General features: G+C 58.5%; 11 protein-coding genes and 1 pseudogene. 5 read left to right on the plus strand and 7 right to left on the minus strand.

Annotated features, from left to right (window positions below):
- Positions 1 to 148: 148 nt before the first annotated feature.
- From ACJH6I_RS25370 to ACJH6I_RS25385, 4 genes are all read right to left on the minus strand, one after another.
- Positions 149 to 1,654 carry an NAD(P)/FAD-dependent oxidoreductase gene (locus ACJH6I_RS25370; RefSeq protein WP_226519104.1) on the minus strand — a complete coding sequence of 502 codons (1,506 nt, stop codon included), beginning with the start codon at positions 1,652 to 1,654 and terminating at the stop codon, positions 149 to 151.
- Positions 1,655 to 1,732: 78 nt separating this feature from the next.
- Entirely contained in the window at positions 1,733 to 3,199 is a 1,467-nt protein-coding gene (locus ACJH6I_RS25375) for an NAD(P)/FAD-dependent oxidoreductase (RefSeq protein ID WP_226519105.1), read from the minus strand.
- Positions 3,196 to 4,119 carry a ferritin-like domain-containing protein gene (locus ACJH6I_RS25380; RefSeq protein ID WP_226519106.1) on the minus strand — a complete coding sequence of 308 codons (924 nt, stop codon included), beginning with the start codon at positions 4,117 to 4,119 and terminating at the stop codon, positions 3,196 to 3,198. Before ACJH6I_RS25380 ends, ACJH6I_RS25375 begins: the two co-directional genes overlap by 4 nt.
- Before the next feature lie 17 nt (positions 4,120 to 4,136).
- A complete protein-coding gene (locus tag ACJH6I_RS25385) occupies positions 4,137 to 4,988 on the minus strand; it encodes an SDR family oxidoreductase (RefSeq protein ID WP_226519107.1) in 852 nt (283 codons plus the stop codon).
- Positions 4,989 to 5,120: 132 nt separating this feature from the next.
- On the opposite strand from ACJH6I_RS25385, the gene ACJH6I_RS25390 reads away from it, so the two are divergent.
- Positions 5,121 to 5,750, plus strand: coding sequence for a TetR/AcrR family transcriptional regulator (locus tag ACJH6I_RS25390; RefSeq protein ID WP_293021507.1), 630 nt, complete (start codon positions 5,121 to 5,123; stop codon positions 5,748 to 5,750).
- A gap of 551 nt (positions 5,751 to 6,301) precedes the next feature.
- Here ACJH6I_RS25390 and ACJH6I_RS25395 read toward each other — a convergent pair.
- Together ACJH6I_RS25395 and ACJH6I_RS25400 are read right to left on the minus strand one after the other, a co-directional pair.
- Entirely contained in the window at positions 6,302 to 6,769 is a 468-nt protein-coding gene (locus ACJH6I_RS25395) for a PaaI family thioesterase (protein ID WP_293021524.1), read from the minus strand.
- Between the two features lie 481 nt (positions 6,770 to 7,250).
- Positions 7,251 to 8,078, minus strand: a pseudogene (locus ACJH6I_RS25400) (transposase); the annotation flags it as partial.
- Between the two features lie 370 nt (positions 8,079 to 8,448).
- On the opposite strand from ACJH6I_RS25400, the gene ACJH6I_RS25405 reads away from it, so the two are divergent.
- Both ACJH6I_RS25405 and ACJH6I_RS25410 read left to right on the plus strand, forming a co-directional pair.
- On the plus strand, positions 8,449 to 9,480 hold the full coding sequence (locus ACJH6I_RS25405; protein WP_293021503.1) for a TIGR03617 family F420-dependent LLM class oxidoreductase: 1,032 nt from the start codon (positions 8,449 to 8,451) through the stop codon (positions 9,478 to 9,480).
- A 416-nt stretch (positions 9,481 to 9,896) separates the two neighbouring features.
- On the plus strand, positions 9,897 to 10,727 hold the full coding sequence (locus ACJH6I_RS25410; RefSeq protein ID WP_293021501.1) for an SDR family NAD(P)-dependent oxidoreductase: 831 nt from the start codon (positions 9,897 to 9,899) through the stop codon (positions 10,725 to 10,727).
- A gap of 7 nt (positions 10,728 to 10,734) precedes the next feature.
- On the opposite strand, the gene ACJH6I_RS25415 is transcribed toward ACJH6I_RS25410, so the two are convergent.
- Positions 10,735 to 11,940 (minus strand): hypothetical protein, encoded by a 1,206-nt coding sequence (locus tag ACJH6I_RS25415; RefSeq protein WP_293021499.1) that lies wholly within the window; start codon positions 11,938 to 11,940, stop codon positions 10,735 to 10,737.
- Positions 11,941 to 12,151: 211 nt separating this feature from the next.
- Between ACJH6I_RS25415 and ACJH6I_RS25420 the strand changes: the two genes are divergently transcribed.
- Together ACJH6I_RS25420 and ACJH6I_RS25425 are read left to right on the plus strand one after the other, a co-directional pair.
- Positions 12,152 to 12,799: a TetR/AcrR family transcriptional regulator gene (locus ACJH6I_RS25420; protein WP_346414674.1), complete on the plus strand. Its 648-nt coding sequence runs from the start codon at positions 12,152 to 12,154 to the stop codon at positions 12,797 to 12,799.
- The gene (locus ACJH6I_RS25425) at positions 12,796 to 13,659 is read left to right on the plus strand and encodes an ABC transporter permease (protein ID WP_293021495.1); all 864 of its coding nucleotides are present in this window, start codon (positions 12,796 to 12,798) and stop codon (positions 13,657 to 13,659) included. The genes ACJH6I_RS25420 and ACJH6I_RS25425 overlap by 4 nt, the downstream gene beginning before the upstream one ends.

The raw sequence follows: 13,659 nt of genomic DNA on the forward strand, positions 1-13,659 counted from the left end.
CTCATTTTCGAGAGACCTCGACCTCTATCCCGGCAACGACGCGCCAACCACCTCTACACCCTCATCTGTGAAGAGCCCGTAATCTGAGACGAGAGAGCGAGCAAGTAGCTCGCGATGCTGGGCCGCCAGTCCGGCGCCTTCATATCCGTCACGACGAGGCCACCGACCCTCGCCTGTCAAATCGGTAACTAGACAATGGAAAGGTTCGGCTACGCAGAGATGTCTCGAGTGTCGTCGACGGGCGGAGCGGCACATCTCCATGTTGGTCGAAATAGTAACTATTTGCCGCCGAACAGGTGGGTTGCCAGAAAACTTGTCGGTGGCGTCGCCGGAGCACATCAGCAAAATACCGATCATTGGCCTCATCAGTGACCTCTATATAATTCGATCCCGACGCGCGGGCATGCCTAAGGCATCGGACAATGTGCCGACTCTGCGCTTCGATTAAGGCGAAATAAGAAGAACCGTTGTAACCATATGGACCAAAGATGTTGAAATGATTCGGAAATCCCGGGACGCTCACGCCCTCAAAAGCCTGGAGGCGGTGCTCGCCCCACCAAGCCGCCTGTTCGAGTCCACCGAGGCCTTTAAGCGTATATGTCGGCATGTTGCCCGGCTCCATCACCTTGAAACCCGTCGCGAGTATTAGAACATCAATCGGATAGGTTTCACCGTTGATCGTGTGAATTGATTGGCCATCTATGTATGAGATTCCATCCGTTTCGAGCGAAACATTGCGTCTATTGTAAGTCGTTAGATATGAATTGTGGAAGCTAGGCCTCTTACATCCGAGAGCATATTTTGGAATAAGACTTTCCCTCGTGCATGGGTCATCTACTTGATTGCGCATATAGCGCTTCGCGAGGTCCTCCATCGCGGTCGACATGGGAAGAATAGTGTGAAAGTGAGCCGCGATTGGAAACGTCAGCTCGACAAATGCTTGACTACCTATGCGCGTGGCAAACTGCACGCCCGGAAAATGGCGTAATGCAGCGCGAGCCCACCTAGGTACCCGAAAATCCGGCTTAGGCAAACAATAGATGGGCGTACGTTGAAACACCGTCAAACTTGCCGCAGTTTTGGCGACTTCAGGAATCAGCTGTACCGCTGAAGCTCCCGTGCCGATGACTGCCACTCTCTTGCCCGCGACGTCCTTAGAATGATCCCATCGAGCGGTGTGCAGGGTGACACCAGCAAAGCTTGCAACGCCCGGTATCTCCGGCCATTTCGGGCGACTCAAAACACCTGAACAGTTGATGACGAAACGTGCGGCTAGCTTCTCCCCAGCCGCAGTCAGCAATTGCCATAGATTTACAGACTCATCATAACAAGCTTCAATAATGGTCGTATTGAAGCGAATTTTTTCGGCAAGCCCATACTTCTCTACACACTCGACCGCATAGTCTTTGAGCTCATTTCCGTGTGCATATGTTCGCGACCAATCAGCCCGTTTTTCGTAGGAAAATTGATAGCTATACGACGGAATATCCACCGCGATACCGGGATAAGTGTTCCAATGCCAAGTGCCACCTACACCGCCGGCTTCATCTACGATTAAGAAGTCGGAAAATCCCGCCTTTTGCAGGCTGATCGCGGTGCCGATACCCGAGAAGCCCGCTCCCACGATTATTATCTCACTATCGAAGACCTGCATATAAATTCATCGCTTCCTAAGACTGATCTATGGGCATTGTCATCCGACGCTTTTTGAGAAGCGCCGAATGATCGGCTTCTATCCGTCATTGCCAGTGACGATATAGTCATGCATGTCGAATTGAGAGAGTTCTCTTCTGAATTGGGTGGCAAAACCCGGATACATCGTACCGTTGTAGCCGTCCTCGGTTAGGTACCAACTTGTGCATCCTGAATTCCAAGTCGTCCGCTTAAGACGACGTTGGATGTCCGCGTGGTAGGCACTTTGCCGGTCATTTCGAACATCTAGAGTGCGCACACCTTGAGCTTGGAGCACTTTGATCGCCTTGACGATGTAGTCGATGGCCGCTTCCATATAGATAAGAGCTGAATTATGGCCAGGACCGGAATTCGGTCCAAAAGTGAAGAATAGGTTCGGATAGCCGGCGACGTTCACACTTTTATAGGCATACGTTCCCCGAGACCATTCATCGTCTAGCTTTCGCCCGTTTAGACCTCGCACCGGGAAGGGTGTGCCTTGCTTACAGACATCAAATCCGGTTGCAAAAACTATACAGTCGACCTCATGCTCGACACCATCGGCTGTCCGAATACCGTTAGGAGCCAGAGTAGCAATTGGCCAACTAATGAGCTTGCAATTACTAGCTTGCAGGGCTGGGTAGTACTCGCTGGTCATCAGCATCCGTTTGCACCCCGGCCTGAAGTTAGGGGTCAACTGCCGTCGAAGCCAGCTGTCCTTCACCTGCCGACGCAGATTAGATTTCGCCGCTATTTCGATGACTGTCGTTGCAGCCGTATCCCACACCATGCCGACAGCCATGACCTCGTGCGCCCAAAACCATATCTGTCGCCCAGCTTGTTCGAGTGAAGACGAACGACGGAACATGGATCGCAACCAGCCCGGGTGCGTGAAATTCGGCCTTGGTAGAACCCAACCGGGCGTTCGCTGAAAGACCTTGACTGATTTAGCGCATTTTACCAATTCTGGCACAATCTGGACTGCACTCGCACCTGTTCCGACCACGGCAACACGTTTGCCTGAAAAGTCATAGGCGTGATCCCAGCGAGCGCTGTGCATCTTTTTGCCTTCGTATGAATCAATACCCCTGATGTCCGGGAGACTCACATTCGCAAGTGGCCCACTCGCAATGACGATCGACCGACCCACGTATCGCCGGCCATCCCGTGTGTCAGCAACCCAGGTAGCGCTTTCTTCATCGAATTCAATCGAACTCACTTCAGAACTAAATTTGATGAATCGAGTAAGATCATACTTTGCTACGATTCGTTCAATATATTGCAGTATCTCGGCGCTACCCGAGTACGCTTGCGACCAGGAAGGGTTCTGTTCAAAGGAGTAAGAATAGAGCAATGAAGGAATGTCGCAAGCCGCTCCGGGGTAGCTGTTATCCCGCCAGGTTCCTCCGATACTATCGGAACGCTCCAATATAACGAATTCGTCCATGCCCTCCTGAATCAGCCGAACAGCCGTGCCGATACCAGCGAATCCGGCGCCAATTATTAGAGTGGTCTTTACTTCTGTCATTTCGCTACCGGCTCATAAGTCAGCTCGTCAGTCCATGAAGGTGGTCGACCTAGAACTCGAACGGGGAAAACATCGATTGCGTCGCCCAGGCGCTGTGATATGAAATGCAGGGGTTGGGAGCGTTTAATCGAAGACGACATGTGAGCCTTCAGAATGTGATATCCGGGAACCCTCCGAGTGTGTTCACTGCGATCACCGACATTCGCGTAACGTGTTACGGCGTTGTATAGTTTTTCTTCCGACAAGCCCATGGCATTGAGATTCATCAGCATTCGCGTTAGGAGAGGTACATAGAGTAACCCGCCAGCCAGGATTCTTGGATCAATCAGCGCGCCAGCTGTTTGGATTGCGTGGACTCGCATCGGGCTGGCACCCAGATCATTGAGGACCTGAAAACCTACGGCTAGATGCCTCGACTCGTCGCTGTTCACTTTATTGAAAACCTCGGCACAAAGCGGGTCCGCGACCTCGTCCAATAGAAATTTGAGCAAAGCTCCGTCGAGGGCGGTTTCCAGAGCGGGAATCGCGGCACCAATCACCGTTAATGGTAGAGCTTCAGCATATCGATCTAGCCATTCAATCACCAGCCGGATATTTTTGTTCGGAACGGGCTTTTCGTCCTTTTCCAGCATCCCCCACCGCCGCATGAGTGCTAGCTCAACGTTGGCGTGGCGCTGCTCTTCAGCGTGAAAGTACCGGTAAATGTCACCCAGAGCCTCGAACGGAGCTTTTGGTGCCATCGCCGCGAATGCCCGCGCTCCGACATGTTCAATCCACACTACGTCAGCCATGAACTGCTTGAGCTTGGGGCGCTGCTCATCCGTGATGAGCTCAGCACCCGGAGCATCCCAATCGATATCCGCCAGCGCCCATTGCTTACTTTTTATGGTTTCGAGCATATCGCTATATGCGAAAGACATTTCCTTACCCGCTTTCTCTAGACGATCTGTTTCCAGGAAGCCACTTGATCCATCAATCCCAATGCACGTGTGAAAGTGCTCGGTAGTGTTCTTTTAATCTGCCACAGCACTTTTGCATCGATCTGAGGCACGACGTAGATTTGCCCCCGGTCATGTGCGTCGAGTGTTTTGCGTGCGACAGACTCCGGCGATACGCCGGTCCACTTCATCAGCGTGCCCGCGAGTCTGGCAGCAGACTCTTGGATCTGAGGATTATCTACGATGTTGGTTTTCACAAATGTCGGACAAAGCACGGTGACATTGACATCGGTACCAGAAAGTTCGGCTGCTAATGTCTCTGATAGAGCCAAAACGCCCGCTTTACTCACGTTGTAGGCGCCCATACGCGGCGCGGCGCCAAAACTTGCCGCGGACGCAACGTTGATTACACCGCATCGGCGATGCTCGCGCATCCGAGGGACAAAAGTCTCGCAACCGTAGATCACACCCCAAAGGTTCACTGAGATCGCGGCATTCCAGTCGTTTATCGATGTTGCACCGATAACGTTGCCACCCGCGCCGATTCCGGCGTTATTGATCACCAAGCTGGCGGGCTTTCCGAACCAACTCTCACCTGTCTTTGCCAGCTGCTGTACCTGGTCAAGTTCGGTCACATCGCATTCGATGTCGAGGCCTTCGCCGCCTGCCTGGCGCACCAGTTCGGCCGACGCGCGCGCTGTGCTCAGATTTCTGTCAGCACATATCACCCGGCCACCGCGACGCGCGAGCTCTACAGCAAAGGCGCGCCCGATGCCACTGCCCGCCCCCGTCACGACAGCGTCGGCTCCATAACTCCGGCCTGGCGTTCGGCCAAGAAACGACAATCTCATGTGACCTTTCCCTATTTGATTTAGCGGCCGCAGAGAGATTGCGACGCAACTCACTTTTGGTGGCGGCTGCCACCATTGGTGGCGGATGACACCAGTTTGTCGGTCGCTTGTCCCGTTTGTCAAGATGGTGGTGTGCGGTCTCAAAACAAGCGCTGGGGTGGGCGCACAGGCGCGGAACGGCGAGCAGAGCGGCGCCAGAGGTTCATCGAGGCGGCGACTGAAATATGGACCGAGAACGGCTGGGCTGCGGTAACCATGCGCGGCGTGTGCGCAACCGCCGGGCTCAATGACCGATACTTCTACGAAGAGTTCAAGACCCGCGACGATTTGCTCGTGGCAGCGTGGGACGGTGTCCGGAGTGAGGTGCTAGGCGAGCTCTCAACGCTGTTCAACGAGCGAATCGATCGGCCGGCGATGGAGACTATTACCGCGGCGATCGCCATCGTGGTTGACCGGATCGCTTCCGATCCAGGCCAAGCCAGCATCCTTCTCGCCCACCACGTCGGCAGTTCTCCACTTCAGGATCGCCGCGCACTCGCACTGCAAGACGCAACGCAACTCGTCGTGGAGGCAAGCCGACCCCATTTGCTTAATGACGTAGACGAGGCAGCGCTCCGCATGGATACCTTGGTTGCCGTAGGAGGTTTCGTCGAAGTCATCACCGCGTGGCATTCTGGGCTGCTCGATGTGTCGAAGGACGAGGTGATTGTGCATACGAGCCGACTAGCCGAGATTCTCGCGCAGCGTTACCTGGCTGATTGATGCACGGTGATGTAGCTGGTCGACTCGTTCTGCTCCGTCGAACTAGGTAATTCAACGAAGGCGATGTGCGCGACGGGGTCACCAGACACATGGCCTGGGGAACCGTCCGCTTTTGCGATCACACGAATGATGTCGAATACGATCGACCACGAGGTGCCCCACCGAACTCCAGCGGCAATCCACCGACAACACTATGCGTATTCCTACAGGTCGCCAAGGTTGACAATTGGGACCTCACCAATCGATGGGCGAAGCACCGAAGGTGCCCGGTGGACGAGAATCCGACTGCGGCTGGCGCCGATGCCCTGCGCCACCGCAGCCGGGAACCGACCCCGCTCACCAATTGGTCAACCGGGACGAAAGCTCTTGTCTTCGCCTTGATGAGCGTCGGGTTATTCGGTCTCCACCCATAGTCGGCGAATCGGGACTCTAGAGCGCCGCAGCTGCCAGAAGAACGACGAGGCGATCGCATCGATGGTTTCAACTCATACCGATTACGGCTGTCTGCGATCGGGTGCGGAAGGCACGAACGCGGCCTGCCGCAAACAGGTTCACTGCACTTCCTGTTGATGAGCCCCGTTGTCTGCACGGCGAACGAGTTCCGCGAATAGTTCACCGAATCCCTTGATGTCCCCATGCGCAGCGAAGTGCCCTACTTCCACTGCTACGAAGATCGCTTCAGCAGTGAAGCGCATGACGCCGTCAGCACCAATTCCGGCGCCGGTGACGTGGATGGCACGGCCATTGCGTTCAGTAATACGCGCGGCGAGCCTATGGGCATCATGCAGCGGAACCGGCTGCAAGTACTCGACGGTCAGCCTGCGTGTGACAGCCGGCGTTCCGGCGATCCACAACGTGAAGCCAAACAAGTCATCGCACGCGGCGGCGATGGCCCCGCCGTGGGCGAGACCTGGCGCGCCCACGTGCCGTTCATCGAATGTGACGTCCGCGTACACCTCCTCCCCTCGGCGGAAGACCGAAAGGTGCAGTCCATGCGGATTGTCTGGTCCACAGCCCATACACGTCGGAGTGTGCGACGGTAACCGCTGCACGTCCGGTGGATTCGAAATGCTCACAAAGACCTCTTCTCGTCACTGGTGGCAAGTACCACGATCGCTGGCGCTCGAACGCGGGCCGACTGCCCTGCTCGCTATCCCGAAGACGGGTAAGGGCACCACACCGATGGCGCCGAATCGGATTCCCTTGTCGCGCAACCGGGCACGAAAACTCCTCGTTACTTCCAGCAGAGACTCATCGACGTGTCTGGCGAACGCGAACGCCCGCCTCGAGACCTGCGAATCCTCACTAAGCCGGAAGCAACATGCTGTATTCAGCGTAGCCAGCAGCGACATCCACCAGTACTCACGAGAGTGCCGGAACGCTGGCTACCTGACAGTCAATGTTCATAGTCCGAGCAGCACAATCCGTACAGTTAGTTTCCCTACGCTACATTGAGTAGCATAGGGAATGCAATCGCTTTTCAACCGGGGCACCGACACAAAACCGCATCGAGTTACGGCTCAGATTCGCCGCGCACGTCTGCACCGCGGTGTGTGACCGCATGGTCGCGATCGCGTCCGGGAACCCAATGAGCCCGCCGCAGCGCACGGTCAACACATCCTTGACCCTGCGGTTGGCCAAAGCGGCGGATACCGACACCTAGAAAAACGAAGCGCCTTCGTTCGGCTGAACCCAGATCACCCGAACGCGCTTGATCCCGGTCATATCGACGGCCACAGCGATGTGGCGCGGCGTTGGTGGCGTGCGGCCGCCGTCTTTGACCTTCACGATCATCGCGTCGAGCTAGATCACCGGATACGACGATTCCGGCGGTCGGCGCTGCCATGCCAGGACCCCATCGGAGACCTCTTCGACGATACTGGGGATCGTCTCTCGCGATGCCTGCGTCCCGATCGCCGAGCCAAATCCGAAATCGGATGTCCCGCAAATTGATTCCGCACCGCATATAGAGAGATGGCCATGCCATCGAGCCTGCCTTAACCACGCTGGCCGATGGGTACCAGCATCGGGGGCAACGAACCGCTGCGGTCTCGCGGCACGTCCAAGAGTACCGGGCTGGCGTGGTGAGCACCGTCTTGAGTGGCCGCCGTTACAGCCCCTTGATCAGCTCGCCGTTCTCGTCCCCAAGGTGAGCAGGGAGTTCGGCGCCAGCCCACGTTGAAGGACGAGCTTGATCAACCTCGGCAGCAGCCCGCCATCACCGGTCACCGCCATCGATCAGCGCCGGCAGTTCATGCACTGCCCCGAAGCACGAAGCGCGTCGGCCATCTCGACTGCAGGGCTGGCGGCAATCAGCGCCGCATCCATTGCCCTTTTATGTCGTCACGTCCTGCGATCCTTCCGTTAAGAGGATTTACACAGTCCATCTGATGCGCCCACGGACCGCCCGCCATGCCGAGCGGGCTACTTCTTCGACTCAAGTACGCGCCACACGCCCGACTCGTGGACGATGCGCGCCAACGACGCCGTGAACGAGACCCGTTCGAGGCGACCCTCGGGACAGAAGTGTCACCATCAAGACCACCGGAACTGTCATAAATGAGATGTGATCGGTCCTATGGTGAGGTGCCATCACTTGCGGGTCGAAATGCCGGGGGTGCGGGCAGAACTGCGCGACAAGGAGATTGGCGCTCGGCACTTCCCACCGCCGCGAACATCCAACGCGTAGGCTCCCAGTGTGCACGTCGACGTGATGACCGTTCCGCAGCCTTTGACTCAGATGGGCGCACTTGCCCAGCGCACGCAGGCCGCCGGTTTCTCCGGCCTCCTGCTGACCGAGACCGGCCGGACCGCCTATCTGAGCGCAGCGGTTGCATCCCAGGCTGCGCCCGGGCTCGAACTGTCCACCGGTGTCGCAGTAGCTTTCCCGCGAAGTCCCTTCATCACCGCGGCATCAGCGTGGGAACTGCAGGAAGCCACAGGAGGCAAATTCCGCCTCGGGATCGGCACCCAGGTACGCACGCACGTGGTGCGTCGCTACGGCATGCCCTTCGAACAGCCTGGACCACGGCTGCGCGACTACGTACGCGCCGTGAAAGCGTGCTTCACCGCGTTCCGGACCGGCAAGCTCGACCATCACGGCGACTTCTACGACCTGGACTTCATCACCCCACAATGGAGCCCCGGCCCCATCGACGCCCCCGATCCCAAAGTCGATATCGCGGCGGTGAATCCGTGGATGCTGCGCATGGCCGGCGAGGTGGCCGACGGCGTGCACATCCACCCACTCGGCGAGCCGGGCTACATCGCCCGCCACGTACTGCCCAATGTCGCCGCCGGTGCCGAGAAGGCGGGTCGCTCCCCCGCTGACATCGACACGATCATCCCGGCGATGACGATTGTCGGCGACACCGACGAAGAACGCCACAACGAGCGTGAATTCGTGCGGGCCAGCATGAGCTTCTACGGCAGCACCCCGAACTACGCCTTCATCTGGGACGAGGCCGGTTTCGAGGGCACCACCGCGCGCCTGCGGGAGAAGCAGAAAGCCGGCGACATGGCAGGCATGATGGCGCAGATCACCGACGACCACATCGCCGCGTTCGCCACTGAATCCACCTGGGATGAGCTGGCGGACAAGCTCGTTGCCAAATATGACGGCGTCGCCACCCGCATCGTGCTCTACAACGCCCTCGGCGGGTCAGACCGCTTCGAACGGTACGGCGAGATCGCGCGGCGGTTGTCGGCGGCCTTGCCCCAGTTTGACTGACATCAAAACAAACTCACGATCGCGCCCGGGGACTTCGTTTCCGCAATGCGATGCCTCTATGCATTCTCGAGATCGGCCGCATAGGTCATTACGACTACACGCGCTGCCGCTTGAGTCAAGAAATCCTGTAGCTTTTGAACATCGGGTTAAGGGCGCACCGGAACAGTGCCATGGCCAGCCGCCTAGCGCTCAGAGCTATCGATTGTCTGACAGCGAGGGCCATGTGCTCCCGCTGCTCGCCAAGTTCGCATTGTTATCTGTAAGAGGAAGCCGATTTGGCGCCAATCGCACTGGTAGCCACGATGGTGACATGTGGTGGAGGGTCGGTGGCCGGTCGTTCCGTCGTACACATGTAACTCGCGTCTGCCCGATTGTGCGGACCTTCAATGCCAGCGGTACAAGAGAATTGGCGAGTCATGACCTTTGAATCGAAGTACGGTCCGTGGGCACTTGTAGCCGGTGCCTCTGACGGTGTCGGAGCGGCTTTCGCTGAGGCGTTGGCTGAGCGTGGGCTCAATGTGGTGTTGGTGGCCCGGCGGCAGTCGGCGTTGGATGAAGTGGCTCGCGGCATCGCGGATCGGACTGGGGTGCAGACGCGCACGCTGGTCGTCGACCTCTCTGCGCCCGAAGCCTCCCGTGCAATCGCGGATGCGACCCATGATCTGCAGATCGGTTTCCTCGCGTACTGCGCTGGCGCCGATCCCACCTTCAGACCGTTTCTGGAGACACCGATCGAAGTGTCAGAGTCATTGGTGCAACGTAATTGCGTGACCTTGATGCAGCTGTGTCATCAGTTCGCGCCGCGTATGGTCGAACGAGGTACGGGCGGCATTGTCATCTTCGGCTCCGGTGCCGGCCTGGTGGGTGGTCCGAATATGGTGGCATATGGTCCGAGCAAGGCATTCGACATGATTCTGGCTGAAGCGTTGTGGAGTGAGTTGAATCCCAAGGGAATTGATGTCATTGGCCTGATTCTGGGCAAGACGGATACGCCGGCGCTTCGCCAACTCGAATTCGAACGCGGCCAGCTTGCTTCACTCACTGCGATCCCCAACGGGGCCGACACCGTCGACAGTGTGGTCGCCGAGGCCTTTGCGAATCTCACCGACGGTCCGACGGTGTTTGTCGGGGACCAAATGCGTACTGCTGTCACGATGTTGGGGCAAGTAAGCCGTAATGATGCGGTTCGGTCGATGGCGATGGCGAGCGCCGCGTCGATGGGTGATGCCCTATCGACCGCCATATAGCGAGCGCCTATTCGTCGTCGCCGTCATCGTCCACACCCAACAGGTCCCCGAGGGTATTGAAAGCTGAAACCCGTTCTACAGGAATGGTGATCGGACCACCTTCGAACAGTTCGTTGTAGCCGTCAGCGGTGACCGTATAGGTGGCTGTCACATCGTCGAGATCGTCGGTACGAGCAATGAGGACGATGTCGTCGGCACTGCTCGTCCATGTTTTCCTGGGCCGCAACGTATCCAGGGTGATCGTCACTTCAAGGTCACCATCGTCGTTGTGGTCGTAAGTAACCGGATAGTTCTTGAGGCGCCTCGGGATATACGGCGGTGCGACGCCGCCCCACGTCGGGGCCATCCAGTGGCGGTCCTGCATCTTGTCGAGTTCGAAGGCGTCGGCAGCCCGCCAGTCGACACCGCGTGCTCCGGTGAATGTCAGCACGATCTCGACGTTGTTGAGGAACGAGGTTTCGACGTTTTCGATGGTGAACTTCAGACCCGAGCACGCCGCACCAGCCAAATGGCCCCGCGACCACTTCCAGTCGGCCTCGATCGTTTCCCGGTACGCCTGGACGCTCTCGTCGATTTCGATTTCGCTCAACACTTTTGGCGGTTCAGGTTCGGCGATCCCGAGGCTTTGATAGAGCCCGGCTGGGTTGAACCTGTCGAGTATGGACGGGGTTCGTGACTTCGATTGCTTAGCCGTTTCGGAACGTTCTCGGACCTGGTTCTCGTGCACGTCCACGAGCAGGTCGACCACCGCATCCTCGCCGAAGAACGTGACGGCGGTGCCGGCGACCGCCGCGTTGACGATCATGGGCGATCGACCTGGAGCGATCTTGAGGTACTGCTGACGTACGGATGCCATTTTCGGCCGGTCCAAGATGGTGGCCAGCCGTTCCAAGTGGTACCGCTCGATGGCGATGTCGCCACCGAGCTCACCCAGGTCTCGACGTTCGGCAAGCCGCAGTTCTTGGTTAGTGACGAAGGCGATTCCGACCGGATTGTGCTTGCGGGCAACGTCGATGTCGTCTTCCAGCTTGCCCTTGATGGTGTTGAAATCCTGTTGTCCCCGAGGGAAATACACCGCCCAGGTCCATTTGTTGCCGTCGCGGGTGCACTCGCCGTCGCGGCCGCCGTCCTTGCCGCCCAGCGGGTGGGAGGGGTCGATGTCCTTGGACTGATCCGGTGGTGCTCCGCAACCCGTTAGCACGGCGGTGGCCATACCTGTGGGACTTCATGAAGATGTAGAAATCGCTCCATTGCCGGACGGGCCGCCCTACTGTGCTGCGCCAGCAGTTCGATGTGTATTCCATCAAACCGAAACAGCGCAAAACTTACGTTTGAAACAATTGATTCCGTTTCTCGGAGAGTGTGCTCAAATCCGGAATTGATGCGCTACTGTGATCCGCGTGACAGGCGAGGTGCGCGCGACCATGGCGGAACGCCAGCGTGCGAAACGGGCTGAGTTGGTGCGGGAGGAAGTCATTGACGCCGCGTTGGCTGAGTTTGCTGTGCGCGGGTATCACCAGACTTCGATCAGCCATATCGCCAAACGGCTGGGCGCTGGTCATTCGATGTTCTACCGCTATTTCGCCAATAAGCGCGACATCATCGACCAGGCCGTGCGCCGCGTCAACGGCCGTTTGCTGTCAGCGATCGGGGAGGTGTTGCCCGGCAGCCTCGCCACCATCACGGAGTTTCGCGAGTACGTGATGGCGGTCGGGATGGCTTATACCGATGTGCTTGCCGAAGAACCGCGGCTGTTGCAGTTGATCGTCATGGAGGCCGCGGGCGTCGACCAGCAGATGACCGAGCAGTTCCACCACATGTTCGACGGCGGTGTGCGGTCGTTGTCGGCCATGCTCCGCGACGGCATCGCTCGCGGTTACATCCGTTCTGACATCGATGTCCACGGCACCGCGGAATCGATCGTGGCGATTCCGTTCGGGATCGCGCTGCGTCATGGGCAGAAGCCCGACCGCGACAGACTGGTCGCGCAGACGCGGGCAACCACCGACCTGGTGTGCCGTGGCATCGCCGCCGAATGGCAGGCGTCCGACTCGAGTGAGCAGACGCGATGACGGACGACGCACAGGCCGGCGGAGCGGCCAACCGCGCTGCCATCGGCGAAGCCATCGACTGGGTCCGGCGGTACCTGCAGAACCATCCGATCGCGTCGCTGAGCACCGCCGGCGGCCAGATCGTGCTCGGGCTGCGGACTCTGGAGTACCTGTTCTTCGACATCATCAAGGGCCGGTTCCAGGTGCGCGAGTTCCTGGATCAGGCCGCTTTCATGGCCGGAACCGCCTTCACCCCAACGGTTCTGGTGACCATCCCGATCAGTGTGACGTTGTCGATCCAGTTTGCCTTGCTCGCCGGCCAGGTGGGCGCCTCGTCGCTGTCGGGTGCGGCGACCGGTCTGGTGGTCATCCGGCAGGGCGCCCCGCTGGTCGCGTCGCTGCTGCTCGCGACGGCGGTCGGCTCGGCCGTCTGCGCCGACCTCGGGTCGCGCACCATGCGCGAGGAGATCTCCGCGATGGAGGTCATGGGGGTGTCCCCGATCCAGCGCCTCGTCGTGCCGAGGCTGGTCGCTCTGGTCCTCATCGGTGTGTTGCTGACCGGTGTCACCAGCTTCGTCGGCTACCTGGCGAGCTACATGTTCAACGTCTACCTGCAGAACGGCACCCCGGGCTCGTTCATCGCGACGTTCTCGTCGTTCTCGACGGTTGGCGACCTGGCGCTGGCCATGGTCAAAGCGGTCGTCTTCGGTGTCATCGTGGCGGTGATCAGTTGCCATAAGGGCCTGGATACGCGCGGTGGTCCGGCGGGTGTGGCCAACTCCGTCAACGCCGCCGTGGTGGAGTCGGTGTTGCTGATGATGATCGTCAACGTCGTCATGAGCCAGCTGTACGTCGTCATCTTCCCGAAGACGTCGATCTGA

The organism is Mycobacterium sp. SMC-13 (assembly GCF_045311035.1).
Classification (GTDB): domain Bacteria; phylum Actinomycetota; class Actinomycetes; order Mycobacteriales; family Mycobacteriaceae; genus Mycobacterium.

What these genes read in the sequence shown, in the direction of transcription:
- ACJH6I_RS25395 (WP_293021524.1), bottom strand. Translation starts at nt 6,769, where the DNA reads ATGGGCTGTGGACCAGACAATCCGCATGGACTGCACCTTTCGGTCTTC.
- ACJH6I_RS25380 (WP_226519106.1), bottom strand. Translation starts at nt 4,119, where the DNA reads ATGTCTTTCGCATATAGCGATATGCTCGAAACCATAAAAAGTAAGCAA.
- ACJH6I_RS25425 (WP_293021495.1), top strand. Translation starts at nt 12,796, where the DNA reads ATGACGGACGACGCACAGGCCGGCGGAGCGGCCAACCGCGCTGCCATC.
- ACJH6I_RS25410 (WP_293021501.1), top strand. Translation starts at nt 9,897, where the DNA reads ATGACCTTTGAATCGAAGTACGGTCCGTGGGCACTTGTAGCCGGTGCC.
- ACJH6I_RS25415 (WP_293021499.1), bottom strand. Translation starts at nt 11,940, where the DNA reads ATGGCCACCGCCGTGCTAACGGGTTGCGGAGCACCACCGGATCAGTCC.
- ACJH6I_RS25370 (WP_226519104.1), bottom strand. Translation starts at nt 1,654, where the DNA reads ATGCAGGTCTTCGATAGTGAGATAATAATCGTGGGAGCGGGCTTCTCG.
- ACJH6I_RS25385 (WP_226519107.1), bottom strand. Translation starts at nt 4,988, where the DNA reads ATGAGATTGTCGTTTCTTGGCCGAACGCCAGGCCGGAGTTATGGAGCC.
- ACJH6I_RS25375 (WP_226519105.1), bottom strand. Translation starts at nt 3,199, where the DNA reads ATGACAGAAGTAAAGACCACTCTAATAATTGGCGCCGGATTCGCTGGT.
- ACJH6I_RS25420 (WP_346414674.1), top strand. Translation starts at nt 12,152, where the DNA reads ATGGCGGAACGCCAGCGTGCGAAACGGGCTGAGTTGGTGCGGGAGGAA.